Origin of the sequence: Shinella lacus, assembly GCF_010994755.1 — a bacterium.
In the GTDB taxonomy this organism is placed as follows: Bacteria; Pseudomonadota; Alphaproteobacteria; order Rhizobiales; family Rhizobiaceae; genus Shinella; species Shinella lacus.
In genome coordinates this window covers 43987-63141 of sequence record NZ_WHSB02000007.1, presented here as the reverse complement: position 1 = coordinate 63141, position 19155 = coordinate 43987, and the positions used below count along the sequence as shown (strand labels likewise).

Annotated in this window: 24 protein-coding genes; 13 read left to right on the top strand and 11 right to left on the bottom strand. The window is 65.1% G+C overall.

Annotated features, from left to right (window positions below):
- Positions 1-33: 33 nt before the first annotated feature.
- Positions 34-1467, bottom strand: a complete 1434-nt coding sequence (gene cysS / locus GB927_RS19160) for a cysteine--tRNA ligase (protein WP_256118813.1) — start codon at positions 1465-1467, stop codon at positions 34-36.
- A gap of 295 nt (positions 1468-1762) precedes the next feature.
- Between cysS and GB927_RS19155 the strand changes: the two genes are divergently transcribed.
- The gene (locus GB927_RS19155; RefSeq protein ID WP_256118812.1) at positions 1763-1906 is read left to right on the top strand and encodes a hypothetical protein; all 144 of its coding nucleotides are present in this window, start codon (positions 1763-1765) and stop codon (positions 1904-1906) included.
- 176 nt (positions 1907-2082) lie between these two features.
- A complete protein-coding gene (locus GB927_RS19150) occupies positions 2083-2265 on the top strand; it encodes a hypothetical protein (protein ID WP_256118811.1) in 183 nt (60 codons plus the stop codon).
- A gap of 31 nt (positions 2266-2296) precedes the next feature.
- Here GB927_RS19150 and GB927_RS19145 read toward each other — a convergent pair whose 3' ends face one another.
- Entirely contained in the window at positions 2297-3073 is a 777-nt protein-coding gene (locus tag GB927_RS19145; RefSeq protein WP_256118810.1) for an SOS response-associated peptidase, read from the bottom strand.
- A 60-nt stretch (positions 3074-3133) separates the two neighbouring features.
- Between GB927_RS19145 and GB927_RS19140 the strand changes: the two genes are divergently transcribed.
- From GB927_RS19140 to GB927_RS19125, 4 genes are all read left to right on the top strand, one after another.
- On the top strand, positions 3134-3568 hold the full coding sequence (locus GB927_RS19140) for an NUDIX hydrolase (protein ID WP_256118809.1): 435 nt from the start codon (positions 3134-3136) through the stop codon (positions 3566-3568).
- Positions 3565-3990 (top strand): TIGR02301 family protein, encoded by a 426-nt coding sequence (locus GB927_RS19135; RefSeq protein WP_256118808.1) that lies wholly within the window; start codon positions 3565-3567, stop codon positions 3988-3990. The genes GB927_RS19140 and GB927_RS19135 overlap by 4 nt, the downstream gene beginning before the upstream one ends.
- Positions 3991-4083: 93 nt before the next feature.
- A complete protein-coding gene (locus GB927_RS19130) occupies positions 4084-4353 on the top strand; it encodes a hypothetical protein (protein WP_256118807.1) in 270 nt (89 codons plus the stop codon).
- Positions 4354-4369: 16 nt separating this feature from the next.
- On the top strand, positions 4370-5167 hold the full coding sequence (locus tag GB927_RS19125; RefSeq protein WP_256118806.1) for a hypothetical protein: 798 nt from the start codon (positions 4370-4372) through the stop codon (positions 5165-5167).
- On the opposite strand, the gene GB927_RS19120 is transcribed toward GB927_RS19125, so the two are convergent.
- Complete coding sequence (locus GB927_RS19120) at positions 5154-5768, bottom strand: nucleotidyltransferase domain-containing protein (protein WP_256118805.1); 615 nt, start codon at positions 5766-5768, stop codon at positions 5154-5156. The genes GB927_RS19125 and GB927_RS19120 overlap by 14 nt on opposite strands.
- 168 nt (positions 5769-5936) lie before the next feature.
- Between GB927_RS19120 and ygfZ the strand changes: the two genes are divergently transcribed.
- From ygfZ to GB927_RS19095, 5 genes are all read left to right on the top strand, one after another.
- The gene (gene ygfZ, locus GB927_RS19115; protein ID WP_256118804.1) at positions 5937-6782 is read left to right on the top strand and encodes a CAF17-like 4Fe-4S cluster assembly/insertion protein YgfZ; all 846 of its coding nucleotides are present in this window, start codon (positions 5937-5939) and stop codon (positions 6780-6782) included.
- Positions 6779-7408: a YfbR-like 5'-deoxynucleotidase gene (locus GB927_RS19110; RefSeq protein ID WP_256118803.1), complete on the top strand. Its 630-nt coding sequence runs from the start codon at positions 6779-6781 to the stop codon at positions 7406-7408. The genes ygfZ and GB927_RS19110 overlap by 4 nt, the downstream gene beginning before the upstream one ends.
- Before the next feature lie 2 nt (positions 7409-7410).
- Positions 7411-7944, top strand: a complete 534-nt coding sequence (locus tag GB927_RS19105; RefSeq protein ID WP_256118802.1) for a tyrosine phosphatase family protein — start codon at positions 7411-7413, stop codon at positions 7942-7944.
- Positions 7941-8906, top strand: a complete 966-nt coding sequence (locus GB927_RS19100) for an NUDIX hydrolase (RefSeq protein ID WP_256118801.1) — start codon at positions 7941-7943, stop codon at positions 8904-8906. Before GB927_RS19105 ends, GB927_RS19100 begins: the two co-directional genes overlap by 4 nt.
- 62 nt (positions 8907-8968) lie before the next feature.
- The gene (locus GB927_RS19095; protein ID WP_256118800.1) at positions 8969-9799 is read left to right on the top strand and encodes a mechanosensitive ion channel family protein; all 831 of its coding nucleotides are present in this window, start codon (positions 8969-8971) and stop codon (positions 9797-9799) included.
- Between the two features lie 4 nt (positions 9800-9803).
- Here GB927_RS19095 and GB927_RS19090 read toward each other — a convergent pair whose 3' ends face one another.
- The 7 genes from GB927_RS19090 to GB927_RS19060 all read right to left on the bottom strand — a co-directional run bounded on the left by GB927_RS19090 (position 9804) and on the right by GB927_RS19060 (position 16136).
- Positions 9804-10322, bottom strand: a complete 519-nt coding sequence (locus GB927_RS19090) for a superoxide dismutase family protein (RefSeq protein ID WP_256119077.1) — start codon at positions 10320-10322, stop codon at positions 9804-9806.
- A gap of 68 nt (positions 10323-10390) precedes the next feature.
- Positions 10391-11299, bottom strand: a complete 909-nt coding sequence (nadC, locus tag GB927_RS19085; RefSeq protein ID WP_256118799.1) for a carboxylating nicotinate-nucleotide diphosphorylase — start codon at positions 11297-11299, stop codon at positions 10391-10393.
- Complete coding sequence (locus tag GB927_RS19080; protein WP_256118798.1) at positions 11296-11670, bottom strand: type II toxin-antitoxin system RelE/ParE family toxin; 375 nt, start codon at positions 11668-11670, stop codon at positions 11296-11298. Before GB927_RS19080 ends, nadC begins: the two co-directional genes overlap by 4 nt.
- Positions 11667-11924, bottom strand: a complete 258-nt coding sequence (locus GB927_RS19075) for a type II toxin-antitoxin system ParD family antitoxin (RefSeq protein ID WP_256118797.1) — start codon at positions 11922-11924, stop codon at positions 11667-11669. Before GB927_RS19075 ends, GB927_RS19080 begins: the two co-directional genes overlap by 4 nt.
- A 60-nt stretch (positions 11925-11984) precedes the next feature.
- Complete coding sequence (locus GB927_RS19070; protein ID WP_256118796.1) at positions 11985-13583, bottom strand: L-aspartate oxidase; 1599 nt, start codon at positions 13581-13583, stop codon at positions 11985-11987.
- Between the two features lie 66 nt (positions 13584-13649).
- The gene (gene nadA, locus GB927_RS19065; protein ID WP_256118795.1) at positions 13650-14729 is read right to left on the bottom strand and encodes a quinolinate synthase NadA; all 1080 of its coding nucleotides are present in this window, start codon (positions 14727-14729) and stop codon (positions 13650-13652) included.
- A gap of 171 nt (positions 14730-14900) precedes the next feature.
- Positions 14901-16136, bottom strand: a complete 1236-nt coding sequence (locus tag GB927_RS19060) for an MFS transporter (RefSeq protein WP_256118794.1) — start codon at positions 16134-16136, stop codon at positions 14901-14903.
- Between the two features lie 299 nt (positions 16137-16435).
- Between GB927_RS19060 and GB927_RS19055 the strand changes: the two genes are divergently transcribed.
- Together GB927_RS19055 and GB927_RS19050 are read left to right on the top strand one after the other, a co-directional pair.
- A complete protein-coding gene (locus GB927_RS19055; protein ID WP_256118793.1) occupies positions 16436-17428 on the top strand; it encodes a magnesium transporter CorA family protein in 993 nt (330 codons plus the stop codon).
- A 62-nt stretch (positions 17429-17490) separates the two neighbouring features.
- Positions 17491-18252: a Stf0 family sulfotransferase gene (locus GB927_RS19050; RefSeq protein ID WP_256118792.1), complete on the top strand. Its 762-nt coding sequence runs from the start codon at positions 17491-17493 to the stop codon at positions 18250-18252.
- 2 nt (positions 18253-18254) lie between these two features.
- Here the strand turns inward: GB927_RS19050 and GB927_RS19045 are convergent, their stop codons facing one another.
- Positions 18255-19100 (bottom strand): MOSC domain-containing protein, encoded by an 846-nt coding sequence (locus GB927_RS19045; RefSeq protein ID WP_256118791.1) that lies wholly within the window; start codon positions 19098-19100, stop codon positions 18255-18257.
- Positions 19101-19155 lie beyond the last annotated feature (55 nt).

The window sequence follows — 19155 nt, the reverse complement described above, 5'->3', positions numbered from 1 at the left end:
TAAGCATATGCCTTTGCCTCTTCTAGCACAACATCACCGCTTCACCTCCCAAGTCGTCACCCGCTCGCCCGTTTCCGGGTCCTTGCCGTCCTTGAGCTGGACACCCTTGGCGGCGAGGTCGTCGCGGATCTTGTCGGCTTCGGTAAAATTCTTCGCCTTCAGCATTTCGAGGCGGAGCTGGATGATCGTGTCGATGCTGTCCTCCAGCGCCTTGGAGACCTCCGCCTTCCTTGGCACGACGCCGAGGAGTTCGGCGCTGGCGGCGAAGATGGGGAGCATCAGCGGGTCGCTGTTGGCGCATTGGGCGAGCGCGTGCAGCGCCTGGATGGCGGCAACCGTGTTCAGGTCGTCGCGCAAGGGGGCGAGCACGCTTTCGTCGACGCGGCCTTCCGCAGCGTTGCCGTCGGCCGGCCACTTGGCGAGCAGGCGCTCGGCCTCCTCCAGGCGCTTGACGCTGAAGTCGATCGGTTCGCGGTAGTGCGTCATCAGCATGGCAAGGCGCAGCACCTCGCCCGGCCATTTCCGGCCGCCGAACTTCTCTTCCTCCAGCAGTTCCGAGATCGTGTAGAAATTGCCTTCGGACTTCGACATCTTGCGGCCCTCGACCTGCAGGAAGCCGTTGTGCATCCAGACATTCGACATGACCTTGGTGCCATGCGCGCAGCGCGACTGGGCGATCTCGTTTTCATGGTGCGGGAAGATGAGATCGAGGCCGCCGCCGTGGATGTCGAAGGTCTCGCCGAGATAGGCGGCCGACATGGCGGAGCACTCGATATGCCAGCCCGGACGACCGCGGCCCCAGGGACTGTCCCAGCCTGGCTCTTCGGGCGAGGAAAGCTTCCAGAGCACGAAATCACCGGGGTTCTTCTTGTGCGCATCGACGGCGACGCGGGCGCCGGCCTGCTGTTCGTCGAGGTTGCGCTTCGAGAGGTCGCCGTAATCGGCCATGGAGCGCGTGTCGAACAGGACTTCGCCGTTCGCTTCATAGGCATGGCCGCGTTCGATGAGACGCAGAATCAAGGTAATCATGTCCACCTTGCCATCGTCGCGCGGCTGGACGAACTCGGTGGCGCGCGGCTCGTGCGTCGGCTGCATCGCGCCAAGGGCGGCGATGTCGGCGTGGAACTGGTTTGCCGTCTTCTCCGTCACGCGGCGGATCGCCTCGTTCAGCGACAGCGTGCCGTTCTCGATCTCGGCTCCGAAATCGCGCAGTGCGCGGGCGTTGATCTTGTCGTCGACGTCCGTGATGTTGCGGGCATAGGTGACGTGGTTTTCGCCATAGACATGACGCAGCAGGCGGAACAGCACGTCGAAGACGATGACAGGCCGCGCATTGCCGATATGGGCGAAGTCATAGACCGTCGGGCCGCAGACATACATGCGCACATTGTCGGGATCGATGGGCCGGAAGGGCTCCTTCGATCGCGTGAGCGTGTTGTACAGCGTCAGGACCGGCGTGTCGGCCATAAGAATCTCCCCAAAAGGCGTAAACCCGGCTGGCCGGGTCGTTGTCATCCGGGGATTTTGAGGGACGAAAACGGCCGGGCCAGCGCGTGCGCTAGCGAATAATGCTCCGGCGAATGCAGAGTACCGTTTTCATGGCCTGCTTTATCGCGCCGTCGCGGCGTCCGGTCAAGCGGGCCGAAAGCGAAAATCGCGCCGCCAGCGCCCTGTTCCCGCGGTGACACGATCGTGCGCTCCCCCATGCGAGAAAGGAGACACCAGACCGGCGAAGGCCGCCGGCAAACGAAGGGACAACACAATGACTATCCGAAAGATTGGGACCACTCAGAAGACCGGCACCCGCCCCGCGAGCGATCTCGCCAACCGTTACAATCCGATCGGCATTCGCGCCGTCGCCGCCGCGGCCTTGCAGGTCAAGGTAAAGCACTTTCCCGGAAAATGAATGTAAGTGGCGGTTATAATTGTTGATCGCAGAAACCCGCAATTTGGGGTCTTCGCCTCTAAGCGATCAAAGTTTGAGCAGAATTTGGCCGAATGGGTCGCGTAAATGCATAGCTCATTAGGGGTAGCAACCGGGGACATCATACGGGGCTACCTGCTCACTTCAGGAGAATGACAATGTCGACCGTAAGGAAGCAGCCGCTGCAGAAGACCGCAGCAAACGAAAATCTTCAGGAGCGCTACAAGCCGCTCGGCCTGCGCGCCGTCGTCGCGGCCACGCAGTGCAAGCCCGAGACGAAGTCCGAGGACAAGCGCAAGAAGCGCGACATTCCGGCCGTGCTTCAGCCGCTCTACGACTGAGCCGCTTCGAGGCAATTTGCCGGGAATGATTTCAGAACAGCGAAAGCTGATCGGACAGCGGGGGCGCTTGTGCGCCCTTTTTCTTTTCCGGTAGCGCCTCCTCGGCGCGCTCTTCCACCGGCTCCAGAATATCCGGTCCCATATTGGCGACCTTGCCCACCTTGTCGGACACCGGGATCGCTTCGAAGAAGCCGTCGTCGATCGGCTTCATCAGATCGACCACGTCGCGCGGCTCCTGCGTCTTGCAGTCCAGCCAGCGCGAAAAATCCTCCGGGCGAATGACCACCGGCATACGGTCATGGACGCGGCTGATGTCATTGTTGGCCGCCGTCGTCAGGATCGCCCCGGTATCGACCTCCGAACCATCCGCCGAAGACCAGGTCTCCATGAGGCCGGCAAAGGCGACGATCTCGCCCTTCTTCGGGCGGATCCAGTAGGCCTGCGCCTTGGCGCCCTTCTCCTCCGGCCGGCGCCATTCGAAGAAGCCGGAGGCCGGCACGAGAATGCGGCGGTGGCGCATGGCGGCCTTGAAGGATGCCTTGCCGATCGCGGTTTCGGCGCGCGCATTGATCAGAAGCGGAAAATCGCGCGGATCCTTCACCCAGCCGGGCATGAAACCCCAGCGCACCAGCATGGCCTTGCGCTCCGGCAGGTTGCTGCCGGGCTCCTGCCTCTCGCCCGCAATCACGATCAGGATCGGCTGCGTCGGCGCGATGTTGTAGCGCTCGGGCGTATCCCCGATGTTCAGGACATTGAGGAATTCGCGCATGAGATCGGCTTTGGCCAGCAATGCAAATCGTCCACACATAGCGTCGTCATCGCACTTTGCCTATAAGGGGTCAATCGAGCGCAACCGAACCGGATCGCGATGAAGAAGTCGAAGAAACCACAGCCCGCCTCCTCCGCCATCATCGAGCGCGACGGGCGTTACCTGCTCGTGCTGCGCAGCAATCCGCCGTCGGCCGACATGTATGCCTTTCCGGGCGGGCGGGGCGAGGATCGCGAGACGCCGGCCGAGACGGCGCTGCGCGAACTCTTCGAGGAAACCGGCATTCGCGGCGAAAAACCGCTGCTTTTCGCCACCTACGACCTGCCCGGCCGCCTGGATGCGCCTGACAGTCCGTCCTTCTTCCTCTCCGTGTTCAAGGTGCGGGCAGACGAGGCGGCCATCGCCGTCGCCTCCGACGATGCCGCAAGCGTCGGCTGGTATTCGGCAGAGGAAATCGCAAACCTGCCGGCGCCCGACAGCGTGCGCGAATGCATCGCGCGGCTGGAAGCCGAACGGGCGAGACGCAGCGCATGACGGTGATTCGCCTTGCCCTTCTCGCAAGTCTCCTCCTCGCAGGTCCCGCCTTCGCCCAGCAGGCGAGTGGCGACAAGGCGGCTGAGACGCCGGACGCCGCCGTGGTGGAGGAAAAACCGGCGCCCTATGACGAGAGGCTGGAGCGGCTCTCCGAGATCATCGGCGCGGTGCACTACCTGCGCAATCTCTGCACGGACAAGCCCGAGGACGGCTGGCGGGCATCGATGCAGCGGCTGATCGAGATGGAAGCGGGCAGTGAACCGAAGCGCCAGGAAAAGCTAACGGCTGCATTCAACCGTGGATACCGCTCTTTTGCGGCCATCTATACCGCTTGCACCGACTCGGCGGTTGTCGCAGAACAGAGATACCGTAACGAAGGTGCAACACTTGCAACAGAAATTACCGCGCGATTCGGAAATTAGCGGTTAATTAACCTCTTTCTTCACGAGCCAGTGCCGTTTTGGGAAAAGGCTGCTAAGGTCGTTAACAGTCGAGTAAGAACTGAAATGCCTCGCATGGACCGATTGATGGAACCTACTCTCAACGATATCGACGAGATGATCGTGCACGAGAAGATGCAGGCCGCTCTGGAATACCAGAACGAGGCCTGGGCCGACGGCATGGCTGATGGCATCGAACCGGAAATCATCGCCGATGCCGCGATTGCACTCGCCATGCGCGAGACGATCCGCATCCATGGCGAAAGGGGCGCGGAAGCGATGCTCGAATCGCTGCGCGAGCGTATGCTGGCTGGAGAATTCTCCCCCGAGCGCATCCTGCAATAGGCTGGAAAGACAAGTCATGCAGACGTCGCCTGACGGCAAAATGCTGTTTCGCAGCAGCCTTATCGCCTTGTCGGTGCTTTTCGCGACAACCGCGCTGGTGGCGCCGGTGCGCCCCGCCTTTGCACTCAGCGAATTGAAGAACGAACAGGGCCAGGTGCAGCAGAAGCCGGCCGAGGGCGGCGAAACGCCGACCGTCGAGGAAGAGGAGCCGCAGGAGGAGGAGGAGCAGACTGCGCCCCTCGAATTGCCGCTGCCCGACCCGCTGATTCGCCGCGGCGACACCGTCACCGAGCCGACCGACGACGCGCCTGTCACCGACGACAAATCCGACGACGAGCCGCAGGCCCCCGTCGAAGTGCTCTACGACATCGGCAAGGCACCGGAAGCGGTGCGCCGCATGCGCGAACTGATCGTCGAGGCAGCCGCCTCCGGCGATATCGAGCGCCTGCGCCCGCTGCTCGGCAAGGGCGTCACCGAGACGCAGGTCTCGATCGTCGAGACCGATGAAGGCCCGGTCGAAACGCTGAAGGGCCAGTCCGGCGACAGCGAGGGCATCGAGGTGCTCGCCATCCTGCTCGACGTGCTGGCGACCGGCTTCGTGCATGTCGGAAAGGGCACGCCGGACGAAATGTATGTCTGGCCCTATTTTGCCGAAAAGCCGCTCGCGACGCTGACGCCGCCAGAAAAGGTGGAGTTGCTGCGCATCGTGACCGCCGGCGACTTTGCCGACATGCAGGAATTCGGCAGCTACAATTTCTACCGCATCGGCATCACGCCGGACGGCCAGTGGAAATTCTTCATCACCGGCGATTGAGCCGCCTTAGCCACGCATGATCCGGGTGGGCCGCCTCGATGCCGGCCTTCAGCCAGCGCCGTTGCGCCGCGTCGAGTTTCGGCAGGGCCTTCTCGAAATCGGCCTCGTCCTTGTCGCGCCGGTATTTTGCCTTGAAGAGCAGGATCGCCTCCGGCGCGAGATAGGGAATGCCCTCGGCGCTCACGCGCACGACCTCTTCGCGCGGCCGGCGGATCGACGGGTCGCGCTTGTAGATCCATGTCTCCGGCGTGCCCTCCTCCAACATCATGTCGACGCGCCAGCGGCCCGCCGCCACATCCTCGCACCACACCTGCGCGATCTCGGCGAGCGGCGCTTCGTCCGGCGCGAGCGGCTCGACATGGCCATCGCCGACCGCATGGAAGCGCAGGCCTGACAGGGCGTCGCGGAAGGCTGCGAAATCGCCGCGCAACACGGTGAATTCGAGATCGTCGTGCGGCCGCGTCTCGACACCGTGCCAGAGATCGAGCGCCCAGCCGCCGACGACGCACCACGGCTGCGCGATGCCGGTGAGCCGACGGGCAAGCTCGCGCGGATGCCAGGCGGACCAGGCATCATGGGGAAGTGTCGGCTGAGCGTTCATCGGTGCCTCGTCGTCTTTCGAACGCCCTTCTGGCCCAACACGGGCACGCGGACAAGACAGCACGACCTTGCGAAAGCCGCCCGGGCGTTCTACTTCTGTTTCAACAGGTGCGATGGTGCACCGCCCGCGGCCCGCATGGTGCCGGCGCGCGAAAAACTGGATCGAATCATGCCTTCCGTCACGCTTTCCGGCCGCGCCTTTCTCCGCCTTTCCGGCAAGGATGCCGAGACCTTCCTGCAATCCCTGATCACCACCAACCTGCCGGACCTGCCGGCCGGCGAAATCCGCCCCGGCGCGCTGCTGACGCCGCAGGGCAAGATCCTGTTCGACTTCCTGATCCGCCGCGACGGCGACGAGGCCTTCCTGATCGAGACGACGGACGACCAGCGTGATTCGCTGCTCAAGCGGCTCACCATGTACAAGCTGCGCGCCGCGGTCGATCTCGCGATTATCGAAGGCGACGCGGTGACGATCGCCTGGGACGCTCCCGAGGCCGATGCGGCGCGCGATGCGCGCTTCGCCAAGGCCGGCCTCGCCGTCTCCCGCCGCCCCGGTGCCGGCAGCAGCGACGACCCGGCGCTCTACGACGCGCTGCGCATCGGCGCCGGCATCCCGGAAGCCGGCCGCGACTACGCGCTCTCCGATGCCTTCCCGCACGACATCATCCTCGATCTCACCGGCGGGCTCTCCTTCCGCAAGGGGTGCTATGTCGGGCAGGAGGTGGTGTCGCGCATGCAGCATCGCGGCACCGCGCGCCGCCGCCCGGTCATCGTCCGGGGCGATGCCGCCCTTCCCGCGACGGGCACCGAGCTTCTCGCCGGCGGCAAGCCGATCGGCACGCTCGGCAGCGTCTCCGGCGCCCTCGGCCTTGCCATCGTGCGCATCGACCGCGCGGCCGACGCGATCAACAGCGGCACGCCAATCACCGCCGACGGCGCCCCCGTCACCGTCGAGCTCGCCCCATGGACCGGCCTCGCCTTCCCGCAAGACGCCTCCGAGGTGCCGGCGCAATGAGCGGAGCGACGCGCGCGAAGACGGAGCCGCGCGCCTGGCAGCGCATGCTGTCCGGCCGCCGTCTCGATCTGCTCAATCCCTCGCCGCTCGATATCGAGCTTTCCGACATCGCCCATGGCCTTGCCCGCGTCGCGCGCTGGAACGGCCAGACGAATGGCGACCATGCCTTTTCGGTGGCGCAGCATTCGCTCGTCGTCGAGGCGATCTTTCGCCAGCAGAACCGCTGCGACGCCCATGAATGCCTGATGGCGCTGCTGCACGACGCGCCGGAATATGTGATCGGCGACATGATCTCGCCCTTCAAGGCGGTGGTCGGCGGCGGCTACAAGACGGTGGAGAAGCGGCTGGAGGCGGCCGTGCACCTGCGCTTCGGCCTGCCGCCCGCAACACCCGCCAGCCTGAAAGCCAAGATCAAGAAGGCCGACCAGGTCGCCGCCTTCTTCGAGGCGACGGAGCTTGCCGGCTTCTCGCATGCCGAGGCGATCAAGTTCTTCGGCGCACCGCGCGGCATCACGCTGGACATGATCGAGATCGCGCCGCTTCCCGCCATCGACGCGCAGCAGCGTTTTGCCGACCGGTTCACGGCCCTCGAAAGGGAGCGCGGCGCGGCCGCCGCGGCGGTGTGAGCATGGGCACGATCGTCGTCGCCCCGCTTGGAAAGATCGCGGAACTCGCCGTGCGCCACCGCTGTCGCGAGATGCTGAGCCTCGTTGCGCCGAAACAAGGTTTCCGCCGGCCCGCGGTCATCGCCGCCGCGCGCCACATGATCATCGGCGTCAATGACATCACCTTTGCCGGCACCGGAAAGCTCGTCGCACCCGGCGAGGACCATGTCGCCGCCATCATCGGTTTTGCCCGTGGCTGGGACCGGCAGGCGCCATTGCTGGTGCATTGCATGATGGGCGTCTCCCGCTCGCCCGCCGCCGCCCTCCTCGCGGCCCTGGCCGTGGAGCCGGACCAGGACGAACACGACCTGACGCAACGCCTGCGCCGCGCCTCCGTGCAGGCCACGCCGAATGCCCGGCTGATCGAGATCGGCGACCATGTGCTCTCGCGGGGCGGCCGGCTTGTGGCCGCCGTCAAGGCGATCGGCCGCGGCGCGGACTATGTCGGCGACAGCCCCTTCGTCTTTTCCGCCATGCCGGAAACGGTGCAGCCATGACGGAGCACCCTGCCCGCCCGCCGGTCGAGATCGGCCTCAACGCGGCGGTCGTCGCGATTTCCGAGCGCAACCCCTGCATCCTGGCGATCGGCGGCGAGGGTGCGCGGGCACGCGACGCGCTGCCATTCGGCCCCTTCGACCCGCAGCAGCACCGCACCTTCGAGACGAGCCTGCGCGCCAGCGTGGAAGCGCAGACGGCGCTGAAACTCGGCTATATCGAGCAGCTCTACACGTTCGGCGATCGCGGCCGCCAGAAACTGCCGGACGAAGCGGGCACGCACATGGTCTCCGTCGGCTATCTTGCGCTCACCCGCACCGATGCCGAGGCGAACGAGCAACTGGCGGAAGCGGGCGCCGCCTGGCGCGACTGGTACACCTACCTGCCCTGGGAGGACTGGCGGCAGGGCCGGCCGGCGCTGATCGACCAGCTCATCCTTCCGGCGCTGAAGGCCTGGGCGGCCGAGGTGGTGCAGGCGGAGCGCACCACGCCGCGCACCCGCATCCGCCTCGCCTTCGGCCTCGATGATTTCCCCTGGGACGAGGAGCGCGTGCTGGAGCGCTACGAGCTACTTTATGAGGCGGGTCTCGCCGAAGAGGCGGTGACGGATGGCCGCGCCCGGCCCGGCCAGGTCTCGCCCGGCGTCGCCATGCGGCACGATCATCGCCGGATCCTCGCGACCGCCATGGCGCGGCTGCGCGGCAAGCTCAAATACCGGCCGGTAATCTTCGAGCTGATGGCGCCGGAATTCACGCTGACCGAATTGCAGGCGACCGTGGAGGCGATTTCCGGCCGTCATTTGCACAAGCAGAATTTCCGCCGCCTCGTGGAGGGCGCCGAGCTCGTCGAGCCGACGGGAAGCTCGACCTCCGCCACCGGCGGGCGCCCCGCCGCCCTCTTCCGCTTCCGCCGCCGCATTCTGGAAGAGCGCCCGGCACCCGGCCTCAAGGTCGGCATGCGCTAGCCGGAACTTATCGGCCATCGTGCCATTCCCCTCAATGATATCAACGACCGGGGAAAGGTTTCATGGAACAACAGGCAACCGACATCATCGTTGCGACGCGGGCGGCGCTGGCGCAGGCAAGCGCGCTCGCCGTGCAATATTCCTTCTCAATTATGGGCGCGCTGGTGCTGCTCGTGCTCGGCTGGTTTCTCTCGCGGATCCTGCATCGCTGGGCGCTGACCGGGCTGTCGCATGTGCGCGGCATCGATGCGACGCTGGCGCATTTCTTCGCGAACATTCTGCGCTATGCCGTGCTGATCCTGGTTTTCGTGACGGTGCTCGGCCAGTTCGGCGTGCAGACCGCTTCGATCATCGCCGCCCTCGGTGCTGCCGGCCTGGCCATCGGCTTGGCGCTCCAGGGCACGCTGCAGAACATCGCTGCCGGCATCATGCTGCTCGTGCTCAGGCCCTTCCGGGTTGGCGAATATATCGAGACGAAGGACGTGTCCGGCACGATCACCGAGGTCGGGCTCTTCGCCACCGAACTCAAGACCAGCGACGGCCTTTATCGCCTGGCGCCGAACTCGACGCTGTGGAACACGCCCGTCACCAATTTCAGCCGCGAGCGCACGCGCAAGCATGATCTCAAGGTGAAAGTGGCAAACGACCGCGACATCGACGACGAGATCGACCGCCTGCTGACGATCGCAAGGGAGGATTCGACGATCGAATCCGTGCCGGCACCGCAGGTCTTCGTCGATAGTCTGGAGGAAAGTTCGGCTATCCTGACCTTGCGCTACTGGGTCTCCACGCCGCAATGGTTCAAGACGACGCGCGAAATGAACCGTCGCGTGCGCATCGCCTTCGGCCAGAAGCTGGCCGGGCCGGAGCCTGACGCAGCCCCGGCCGAATAGGCTCTTATTCGATCACGGCGCAGGCGAGACGATCGCCCGCGCCGCCGGTCGGGTCGGTGCGGTAGTCGTCCGAGCCGGCATGCACGATCAGGGCGCGGCCGCGGATGCCGCGTTCGGCATCGTCGAGCCGCACCATGGCCGAATAGACCTGCGCGCGCAGCACGCCGTCATCCGCCACATACTGGTTCGGCAGGTCGCCGGCATGCGGGCCATTGGCCGCCGCAAAACCATGTTCCTTGCCGTCCGGATTGAAATGGCCGCCAGCAGAGTCATGGCCGCCGGCATGGTCGCAGGTGCCGGTTTCATGGATATGCAGCGCCACCCATTTGCGCGGCTCCAGGCCCGAGACTTCCACCTCGAAGAGGACGCCGTCGTTTCCGGCGGTGATCTGCGCCCGCCCGGCCTCCTTGCCGGAGCGGTCAACGAAATTGGCCTGCGCCGTATCCTTGGCCTGTTGCGCGAAAACGGGGCTGGCGAGCCCTGCAAGCGTGCCCGCCGCCGCCGCGAGTGCCACGATCTTCAACATGATGCGTCCTTCCGATTGTGATTGCTCATGAAACCGGAACGCATCGCCGTCGGGGGTGTTCCCGGCTAGCCGCTCACGACAACGTCAAGGCCGATGTCGAGCGTCGGCGCGGCCATGGTGATCTTGGAGGTCGAAATATAGTCGACGCCGGTCTCGGCGATGGCGCGGATCGTCTTGAGGTTGACGTTGCCGGAGGCTTCGAGTTTCACGCGGCGCGGGTCGGCCGCATAGGGCGCATCCGTGAGGCCGGCGCAATCGCGGTTGATCTCGACGGCGCGGCGCAGCAGTTCCGGCCCCATATTGTCGAGCAGGATGACATCCGGCTGCGCCTCCAGCGCCTCCTCCAGCTCCTCCAGCGTCGTCACCTCCACCTCGACCTTCACCAGATGGCCGGCAAAGGCGCGCGCCGCGCGGATGGCGCCCGCCACGCCGCCAGCCACCGCAATATGGTTGTCCTTGATGAGGATAGCGTCATCCAGCCCATAGCGATGCGACGAGCCGCCGCCCATGCGCACGGCATATTTTTCCAGCGCCCGGAGCCCCGGAATGGTTTTTCGCGTGCAGCAGACCTTTGCCGCCGTATGGGCGATCTCGTCGGCAAACCGCGCCGTGTGGGTCGCGACGCCGCAGAGATGCATAAGGAAATTGAGCGCCACCCGCTCGGCCGAAAGCACCGCGCGCGCCGGCCCGGACACCTTCGCGATCACCGTGCCGGGCACGAGCCTGTCGCCGTCCTCCACGAAGGCCTCGAAGCGGATCGCCGGGTCCATCAGCCGGAAGGCCTCGCGCGCAAGCTCAAGCCCGGCGACGACGCCGTCCTCGCGCGCATTCAGCTCCGCCTCCGCCACCATCTCCGGCGCAATCGTCGCCTGGCTGGTGATGTCGCCTGCCCGCCCGAGATCCTCCGACAAGGCCGCGCGCACCTGCTCCTCCACCATCAGGGGCGAGAGGACGGGGAGATAGGGGGTGGTCATGGCTGTTGATCCTTTTCAGGGCTATTGGCGTCAACGAGCCGCATCAGCGGCTCCATGCGTTCATGCAGGACGCGGAGGATGACGATATCCTGCGCGCCCTCCGCTCCGGCGACAAGATGGTAATAGAGAACGTGCGAGGCGGCATGACGCCGGCCGGCGGCGCGGGAGAGATGCAGGGAGCGCACGCCGGGGCGCAGTTCCTCGCGGTTGCGCGAGGCGGGCCGGCCGGGGTCCTCCGCCAGGAGGCGGAGGGCGTGCTCGATCAGCGCGGCGTAGCGCATCGCCTGCTCGGCGCCGAACGTCGCCACGGTGTAGCGGGCGATTTCGGCGAGATCCCGTTCGGCCTCCCGCGTCAGCCGGATGCGGCTCATCGCTCGGCGACGGCCGCGGAAAAAATGTCGCTGGCGGAACGCTCGGCAAATTCGCCTCGCTCGGATTGCGAAAGCCCGGCATCGATCGCCTTGCGCAGCATCGCGAGTTTTGCCGCTTCGCTTTCCTGCTCCTGGCGCATCAGGCGCAGCGCGTCGCGCACGACCTCGCTTGCCGAGACATAGGAGCCGCTTGCCACAGCATCCTCGATGAAATCGGTGAATTCCGGTGTCAGGCTAACGTTCAGTGTCGGCATGGCGCGATCCTCTCGGCCGATTCTAGCGCTGGAAAGGCAATTGTCAATTTTTGCCAATCCTCACGCCGCCGCCGTCTCCACCACATCCGCCACCACCTTTTCCGCCTCCGCAAGCGTGAGGAAGGTGCGGTGTTTCCAATTGGCCTTCTGCTCGGGGAAATCCGAACGGTAGTGGCCGCCGCGGCTTTCTTCGCGCAGATACGCGCCGGTGGCGATAAGCTTTGCCGTGGTGACGATGTTGTGGAAGCGCATGCGGCTGTTTTCGCGTTCCAGAGCCGCGATCTCGCGGATTGCCGCCTTCAGGCCGTCGCGGGTGCGGATGACGCCGACATGGTCGCTCATGATGCGGCGCAGCCGCGTCAAGGCCGGGCTGTCCTCGATGGTCACGAGGTCGTCGCTCTCGCCGGCATTCTTGCCCCAGTCGTTGGTCTTCGGCTCCGGCAGCATGCCCTTGATGTTTTCCGCGATGCGTGCGGCGAAGACCACCGCTTCGAGCAGGGAGTTCGAGGCCAGCCGGTTGGCGCCGTGCACGCCGGTGGAGGTGACCTCGCCGGCGGCCCAAAGGCCGTCGATCGAGGTGCGGCCTTCCGCATCCGTAAGCACGCCGCCCATGTGGTAGTGCACGGCCGGCACGACAGGGATCGGCTGCGTCACCGGGTCGATGCCGGCTGCCTTGCAGGAGGCGTAGACGGTCGGGAACATGTCGGGGAAATGGGCGCCCACCGCCTTGGTGCAATCGAGGAAGGCGCCGCGGCCGGCCTGCACTTCGGCGAAGACGCCGCGCGAGACGATGTCGCGGGGTGCCAGTTCCGCGTCCTCGTGGATATCCAGCATGAAGCGGTGGCCGGTGGAATTGATGAGATGCGCGCCGTCGCCGCGAAGGGCTTCGGTGGCAAGCGGTGCGGGATCGCGACCGATATTGATGGCGGTCGGGTGGAACTGCACGAATTCCGGATCGGCGATGATGGCGCCGGCGCGCGCGGCCATGCCGACGCCCTGGCCGCAGGCCTGCCACGGATTGGTGGTGACGGCAAAAAGATGGCCGACGCCGCCCGAGCACAGCACCACGGCGCGGGCCGGGAAATGCACGCGGTTCTTCGCCTGGCCGGCATCCGGCCGCGCGACGACGCCGGAGATGAAGCGGCCTTCGCGCACCAGCTCCTCGACGACATAACCTTCCAGCACGCGGATCGACGGCGTCTTGCGCACGGCGGCGATGAGCGCTTCCATGATGGCCTTGCCGGCCATGTCGCCCTTGACGCGCACGATGCGGCGTTCCGAATGGGCGGCCTCCCGCGACAGCAGCAGCTTGCCTTCGAGGTCACGGTCGAAGGGCACGCCGTATTCGAGCAGGTCGTGGATGCGCGCCGGGCCTTCGGAGACCATGAAGCGCGCCATCTTCTCGTCGACGATGCCGGCGCCGGCCTCCAGCGTGTCGGCGACGTGTTTGTCGAAGGTGTCGCCGGGGCTCATGGCCGCCGCGATGCCACCCTGCGCCCAGGCCGAGGACGCGCCCTGGCCGATAGGGGCGGCAGCGAGGATCGTGACGGGCCGCGGCGCGAGTTTCAGCGCGCAGAAGAGGCCGGCAAGGCCGCCGCCGACGATGACGATATCGTCGATACCGTTCCAGGATTGCGGGCGAAAACTATCAATGGGCATGTCTCACTCCTCCGACGCGCCGCTAGCCGAGGGGCATTGCCCCTTCCCTCCAGGCTGGAGGGCGGCCTACTGCTTCAGGTTCACCATCCGCTCGACGGCGAGGCGGGCGCGATCGGCAATCGCCGGATCGACCAGCACCTCGTCCGTCATGGTCACCAGGCTGTCGAGGATCTTCGGCAGCGTGATGCGCTTCATGTGCGGACAGAGATTGCACGGCTTGACGAAATCGACGCCCGGCAGCTCCGCCTGGATGTTGGAGGCCATAGAGCATTCGGTGACGAGCAGCACGCGCGAGGGACGGTTGTCCTTGACGTAGTTGATCATGCCCGAGGTGGAGCCGGCGAAATCGCAGACGGCGATGACATCCGGGTGGCATTCCGGGTGGCCGATGATCTCGATGCCGGGATGGGATTCCTTGTAGGAGAGCAATTCTGCCGCCGTGAAGCGCTCGTGCACCTCGCAATGGCCCTTCCATGTCAAAATCTTCTTGTTCGTCTGCTTGGCGACGTTCATCGCGAGATACTCGTCGGGAATGCAGAGCACGGTGTCGCTCTCCAGGCTCTCCACGACGGCGAGCACGTTCGACGAGGTGCAGCAGATGTCCGTCTCCGCCTTCACGTCGGCCGACGTGTTGACGTAGGTGACGACCGGCACGCCCGGATAACGCTGCTTCAAGAGGCGCACGTCCTCGCCGGTGATCGATTCCGACAGCGAGCAGCCGGCGCGCGAATCCGGGATGAGCACGGTCTTTTCCGGGTTCAGCAGTTTTGACGTTTCGGCCATGAAGTGCACGCCGCACTGGATGATGATCTCGGCATCCACCTTGGTGGCGTCGCGGGCGAGCTGCAACGAATCGCCCACGATATCGGCGACGCAGTGGAAGATTTCCGGCGTCTGGTAATTGTGCGCGAGGATGACGGCGCCGCGCTCCTTCTTCAGCCGGTTGATCGCGGCGACATAGGGCGCATAGACCGGCCATTCGAAGGCGGGGATGAACTGCTTCACCTTCTCGTAGAGGTGCTCGGTCTCGCGCGCGATCTCGGGCGTGAAGGAAAGGTCGGGCTTTTCGAGCACGCCGAAGCGCTCCGCGGCGGTGAGCGGACGCGTTGCGCCGGCGGCTGCCGCATGCTGGGCCAGAACGGTCATGGAACCCTCCTTTTCCTCCGCCCCTTTCGGCGGAATTCTATTTTGCTCACTTTGAGCATAATAGCTTCAAAACAAAACCGGCATGGGCCGGTGATTCAGATTTAGAAACTTTTGTGACGGTTTGCAAGGAGCGCCGCCTGAAATCATTTCGGGCGGCGCAAGCATTTGGCATCAGGCGATCGCCGGGCGCAGGACGGCCTTTTCCTGGATCGGCCAGTGCACGATCGCCGCGAAGATGCCGAGCGCCACGCCGAGCCACCACACCGGATCATAGGTGCCGAACTGGTCGTAGAGATAGCCGCCCATCCACACGCCGAGGAACGAACCGACCTGATGCGACAGGAAGACGATGCCGCCCAGCAGGCCGAGATGCTTCGTGCCGAACATGATGGCGACGAGCGCATTGGTCGGCGGCACGGTGGAGAGCCACAGCAGGCCCATCACGATGGCGAAGATGATGACCGAGGTGGGCGATTTCGGCAGCAGGATGAAGGCCGACACCGCCACCGAGCGGGCGATGTAGATATAGGCGAGGAAATACGGTTTCGAGTAGCGCTGGCCGATGACGCCGGCGGCGAGCGAGCCGATGATGTTGAAGAAGCCGATCAGCGCCAGCGCGATCACCGCATAGCGCGCGTCGATGCCGAGGTCGCCGAGATAGGCCGGGAAATGCGCGGTGATGAACGCCACCTGGTAGCCGCAGACGAAGAAGCCTGCGACCAGCAGCAGGTAGCTGCGGTGCCCGAGCGCTTCCTTGAGCGCCTCGCCGATCGTCTGCTTGTAATCGCTGGCGGCGGTGATGCCGGAGGAGGAATTGCCGCGCAGCGGAATGGCGATCAGCGGCACTAGAAGCATCAATATACCGAGATAGACGAGGCTGTCCGACCAGCCATAGGCGCTGATCAGCCCCTGCGACAGCGGCGCGAACAGGAACATGCCGGCGGAACCCGCCGCCGTGCAGATGCCGAAGGCCATGGAGCGCTGCTCCGGCGTGACATTGCGCGCGAAGGCCGAAAGCAGGATGCCGAAGGAGCCGGACCCGACGCCGAGCCCCACCAGCACGCCGCCGCCGATATGCAACCAGAGCGGCGAGGTGCCGAGCGACATGAGGAACAGGCCGAGCGCATAAAGAAGGCCCGACATCAGCAGAACGCGCCAGGTGCCGAATTTGTCGGCGATGGCGCCGAAGAACGGCTGGCTGACGCCCCAGGCGAGGTTCTGGAACGCCATGGCAAGCCCGAAGGTCGTGCGGTCCCAGCCGGTATCCTGCAACATGGGAAGCTGGAAAAAGCCCATCGCCGAGCGCGGGCCGAAGGTGAGCACGGCGATCAGCGAGCCGGCGATGATGATGAGCCAGGGCATGGGCCGGCTCGCGGCGCGGGCGGCAACGATGGATGGGGCGGACATGGGCATCTCCGAAATCTGAGAGGGAAACCTATCGCCGGGCATGCATTAACAAAAGCGAATTTAATTGACCGAGCGATCAGCCGGATTGATGAAACAAACCGGTCCCGCCGGCGGCCGGATGTGCTTGACGCCGCTGCATTTTAGGCGCATGTGCCACGCAGGCGTCACAGGACGCCAACCAAACCCGGATAAGATCAATGGACCCCGACAGTCGACTATCGAGAGCGATCGCGCGACCATTCCGGTAAGAGGCTTCGGCTTCGCTCCGGATGGCGAGAATGCCCTCCAAGGAGCGAAACATGCTGCAGATCTATGCCCGCAAGGCTGACCGCTTTTGCCTGCGCGAAATTTCCAACCCCGCCATCGAGCAGGCGATCGCCCCTGCCCTCTGGTATGACCTTCTGAACCCGACGGCCGAGGAAGTGACGGACGTCGAGGCGGCCTTGCACATCACCATGCCGACGCGCGAGGAGATGGAGGACATCGAGCTGTCCGCCCGCCTCTACCAGGAGGACGGGGCCGCCTTCATGACCATGACGGCGCTCACCAATCTCGACGGCGACGAGCCGGCCAAGATGCCGGTGACCTTCATCCTGCGCGGGCCGACGCTGGTGACGGTGCGCCATGCCGAGGCAAAACCCTTCGTCACCTTCTGCAACCGGGCGCTTCGCGGCAACGGCCATAGCTACGAGACCGGCGAGGACGTCATGCTCGGCGTCATCGAAGCGGTGATCGACCGCATGGCGGATGTGCTGGAGCGGCTCGGCAACGAGATCGACGGCATTTCGCGCGAGGTGTTCCGCAGCAAGAAAGGTCCTTCCCGCAAGAAGACGCGCGACCTCGAAGCGCTGATCGAGCAGCTCGGCCGCAAGGGCGATTTCCTGAGTGGGGTGCGCGAAAGTCTCGTCAGCATCTCGCGCCTCGTCGCCTATCATGCGGCGCTGGAAAGCCCCTCACGCCGGCCGTCGAAGGAAATCCGCCAGCTCGTCAAGCTCGTGCAGCGCGACGCCGCCTCGCTCGGCGACCACGCCGCCTTCCTGTCGGGCAAGATCAACTTCCTGCTCGACGCGACGCTCGGCCTGATCAATCTCGAGCAGAACCAGATCATCAAGATCTTCACCGTCGCCTCGGTCGTCTTCCTGCCGCCGACACTGGTCGCCTCGGCCTATGGCATGAACTTCGAGCTGATGCCGGAGCTGCAATGGACCCTCGGCTACCCCTTCGCGATCGGCCTGATGATCTTTTCGGCGCTGATGCCGTTTTTGTATTTCAAGCGGCGCGGGTGGGTTTGAGAGCACTATGAGCAAACCGGCTCGACATCAGGCTGTCACATGCCATCGATAGTCGGGCCGGCATGGCACGATACAGCTCTTACGTCATCTGCACCTCTCCGCGCAGCGGCAGCACCCTGTTGTGCAAACTGCTGGCCGCCACCGGCATTGCCGGAAACCCGGCCTCGCTCTTCTACCGTCCAACCCTCTCCGACTGGCTGGCGCGGCTCGGCCTGACGCCGCCGGAATCGGCGACGGAACGCGAGATGCTGGAAACGATCTTTGAATCTGGGATCCACAAGGGACGCGGCGATACGGCGATCTTCGGGCTTCGCCAGCAGAGGCACGGCTTCGAGTTCCTGTGCGAGAAGCTGGCGATCCTCCATCCCGGCGACCTCAGCGATTCCGAGCGTTTCCAACGGGTCTTCGGCACCACGCTCTTCATTCACCTGACACGCGCCGACAAGCTTGCGCAGGCGGTCTCGTATCTGAAGGCGGAGCAGACCGGTTTGTGGCACCTCGCCCCGGATGGCACAGAACTGGAGCGGACCGCGCCGCATCGTGCACCCGTCTACGACGGTGACGCCATTCGAGCCTGCGTTGAGACGATGACCGACTATGATCGTGCATGGGAGGCGTGGTTCGAGCGCGAAGCGATCGCTCCGCTTAGCCTTTCCTATGATGATCTATCCAACGATCCGCAGGGCACCTTGCGCACCGTCCTCATCCGCCTCGGGCTGGATCCGGCGGCGGCCGACGAGATTACGCCCGGTGTCAGGAAGTTGGCCGACCACACCAGCCAGGAATGGGTGGCGCGGTTTCGCGCGGAAAATTCGGTGGCCTGAATTCAGGCCCGAACCTTCATCGGCCAGCGCTCAGCGCGCGTCTTCGTCACGCGCACCTCATCACCGAGGCGGATTTCGCCTTCGCTGCGCGGCACCGCATTCCAGCCGAAGAGCACGCCGGGCACGCGGCGGTCGGCGGACATGCGTTTTTCGGCGAGGCCCTGGATGGGGTTGCCGCCAATGCGTTCGCCGGTCATCTGATCCTGGGTGGTCATGATGCAGCGGGCGCAGGGTTTGACGAAATCGAAGACGATGCCGTTGATCTCGATCGCCTCCCAGAAATCCTCGGCCCAGGGGTCGTCGCAGGTGACGAGGATGTTGGTGCGGAAGCGGTCCATGCCGACGGGCTCCTGGCCCTTGGCGGCGAGCGTCCGGTTGAGGTCGGCAAGCGAGCCGGTCGTGGTGACGAGGACGGGGAAACCATCGGCAAAACCGACGGGCGCCGGGCTGCCGGCCCAGTCCTCGCCCTCGGCACGCACGGCCAGCACATCCATGTGCACGAGCTTGACGGGACGCGCGAACCAGTCGGAAAGCGTCTCGTTGACGGCCTCGTCGGCGACGGCGGCGTTGACCGGGCTGTCCCAGATGGTCACGTCAATGCGGTCTTCCGGCTCGAAGCTCGCGAAGAGCTGGCGGCCTTCCATTTCGAGGTGCAGGCTTTCGCCGACCGCCGTCGCCTCGACGCGGGCGAGCGCCTGCAACTCGCGCTGGGTGATGAAGCGGCCGTCCGGCTCGACGATCATGAAGCGGCGGTCGCCCGCAAGCCCATCGAGGCGCACGGTCGCACTTTCGACGGGGATGGCCCGGCCGCTCTTCAGCGGGTGAATGTTCAGACCTTCAATCTTCATGGCGGCGTCGTTTCCTGAGGTTTTGAGTCAACGCTTTGGCGAACCGATTCAATCC

What these genes read in the sequence shown, in the direction of transcription:
- GB927_RS19045 (WP_256118791.1), bottom strand. Translation starts at nt 19,100, where the DNA reads ATGAAGATTGAAGGTCTGAACATTCACCCGCTGAAGAGCGGCCGGGCC.
- GB927_RS19055 (WP_256118793.1), top strand. Translation starts at nt 16,436, where the DNA reads ATGCTGCAGATCTATGCCCGCAAGGCTGACCGCTTTTGCCTGCGCGAA.
- GB927_RS19125 (WP_256118806.1), top strand. Translation starts at nt 4,370, where the DNA reads ATGCAGACGTCGCCTGACGGCAAAATGCTGTTTCGCAGCAGCCTTATC.
- nadA (WP_256118795.1), bottom strand. Translation starts at nt 14,729, where the DNA reads ATGACCGTTCTGGCCCAGCATGCGGCAGCCGCCGGCGCAACGCGTCCG.
- cysS (WP_256118813.1), bottom strand. Translation starts at nt 1,467, where the DNA reads ATGGCCGACACGCCGGTCCTGACGCTGTACAACACGCTCACGCGATCG.
- GB927_RS19140 (WP_256118809.1), top strand. Translation starts at nt 3,134, where the DNA reads ATGAAGAAGTCGAAGAAACCACAGCCCGCCTCCTCCGCCATCATCGAG.
- GB927_RS19050 (WP_256118792.1), top strand. Translation starts at nt 17,491, where the DNA reads ATGGCACGATACAGCTCTTACGTCATCTGCACCTCTCCGCGCAGCGGC.
- GB927_RS19105 (WP_256118802.1), top strand. Translation starts at nt 7,411, where the DNA reads ATGGGCACGATCGTCGTCGCCCCGCTTGGAAAGATCGCGGAACTCGCC.
- GB927_RS19150 (WP_256118811.1), top strand. Translation starts at nt 2,083, where the DNA reads ATGTCGACCGTAAGGAAGCAGCCGCTGCAGAAGACCGCAGCAAACGAA.
- ygfZ (WP_256118804.1), top strand. Translation starts at nt 5,937, where the DNA reads ATGCCTTCCGTCACGCTTTCCGGCCGCGCCTTTCTCCGCCTTTCCGGC.
- GB927_RS19110 (WP_256118803.1), top strand. Translation starts at nt 6,779, where the DNA reads ATGAGCGGAGCGACGCGCGCGAAGACGGAGCCGCGCGCCTGGCAGCGC.
- GB927_RS19135 (WP_256118808.1), top strand. Translation starts at nt 3,565, where the DNA reads ATGACGGTGATTCGCCTTGCCCTTCTCGCAAGTCTCCTCCTCGCAGGT.
- GB927_RS19095 (WP_256118800.1), top strand. Translation starts at nt 8,969, where the DNA reads ATGGAACAACAGGCAACCGACATCATCGTTGCGACGCGGGCGGCGCTG.
- GB927_RS19145 (WP_256118810.1), bottom strand. Translation starts at nt 3,073, where the DNA reads ATGTGTGGACGATTTGCATTGCTGGCCAAAGCCGATCTCATGCGCGAA.
- nadC (WP_256118799.1), bottom strand. Translation starts at nt 11,299, where the DNA reads ATGACCACCCCCTATCTCCCCGTCCTCTCGCCCCTGATGGTGGAGGAG.
- GB927_RS19075 (WP_256118797.1), bottom strand. Translation starts at nt 11,924, where the DNA reads ATGCCGACACTGAACGTTAGCCTGACACCGGAATTCACCGATTTCATC.
- GB927_RS19070 (WP_256118796.1), bottom strand. Translation starts at nt 13,583, where the DNA reads ATGCCCATTGATAGTTTTCGCCCGCAATCCTGGAACGGTATCGACGAT.
- GB927_RS19100 (WP_256118801.1), top strand. Translation starts at nt 7,941, where the DNA reads ATGACGGAGCACCCTGCCCGCCCGCCGGTCGAGATCGGCCTCAACGCG.
- GB927_RS19120 (WP_256118805.1), bottom strand. Translation starts at nt 5,768, where the DNA reads ATGAACGCTCAGCCGACACTTCCCCATGATGCCTGGTCCGCCTGGCAT.
- GB927_RS19060 (WP_256118794.1), bottom strand. Translation starts at nt 16,136, where the DNA reads ATGTCCGCCCCATCCATCGTTGCCGCCCGCGCCGCGAGCCGGCCCATG.
- GB927_RS19155 (WP_256118812.1), top strand. Translation starts at nt 1,763, where the DNA reads ATGACTATCCGAAAGATTGGGACCACTCAGAAGACCGGCACCCGCCCC.
- GB927_RS19130 (WP_256118807.1), top strand. Translation starts at nt 4,084, where the DNA reads ATGGACCGATTGATGGAACCTACTCTCAACGATATCGACGAGATGATC.
- GB927_RS19080 (WP_256118798.1), bottom strand. Translation starts at nt 11,670, where the DNA reads ATGAGCCGCATCCGGCTGACGCGGGAGGCCGAACGGGATCTCGCCGAA.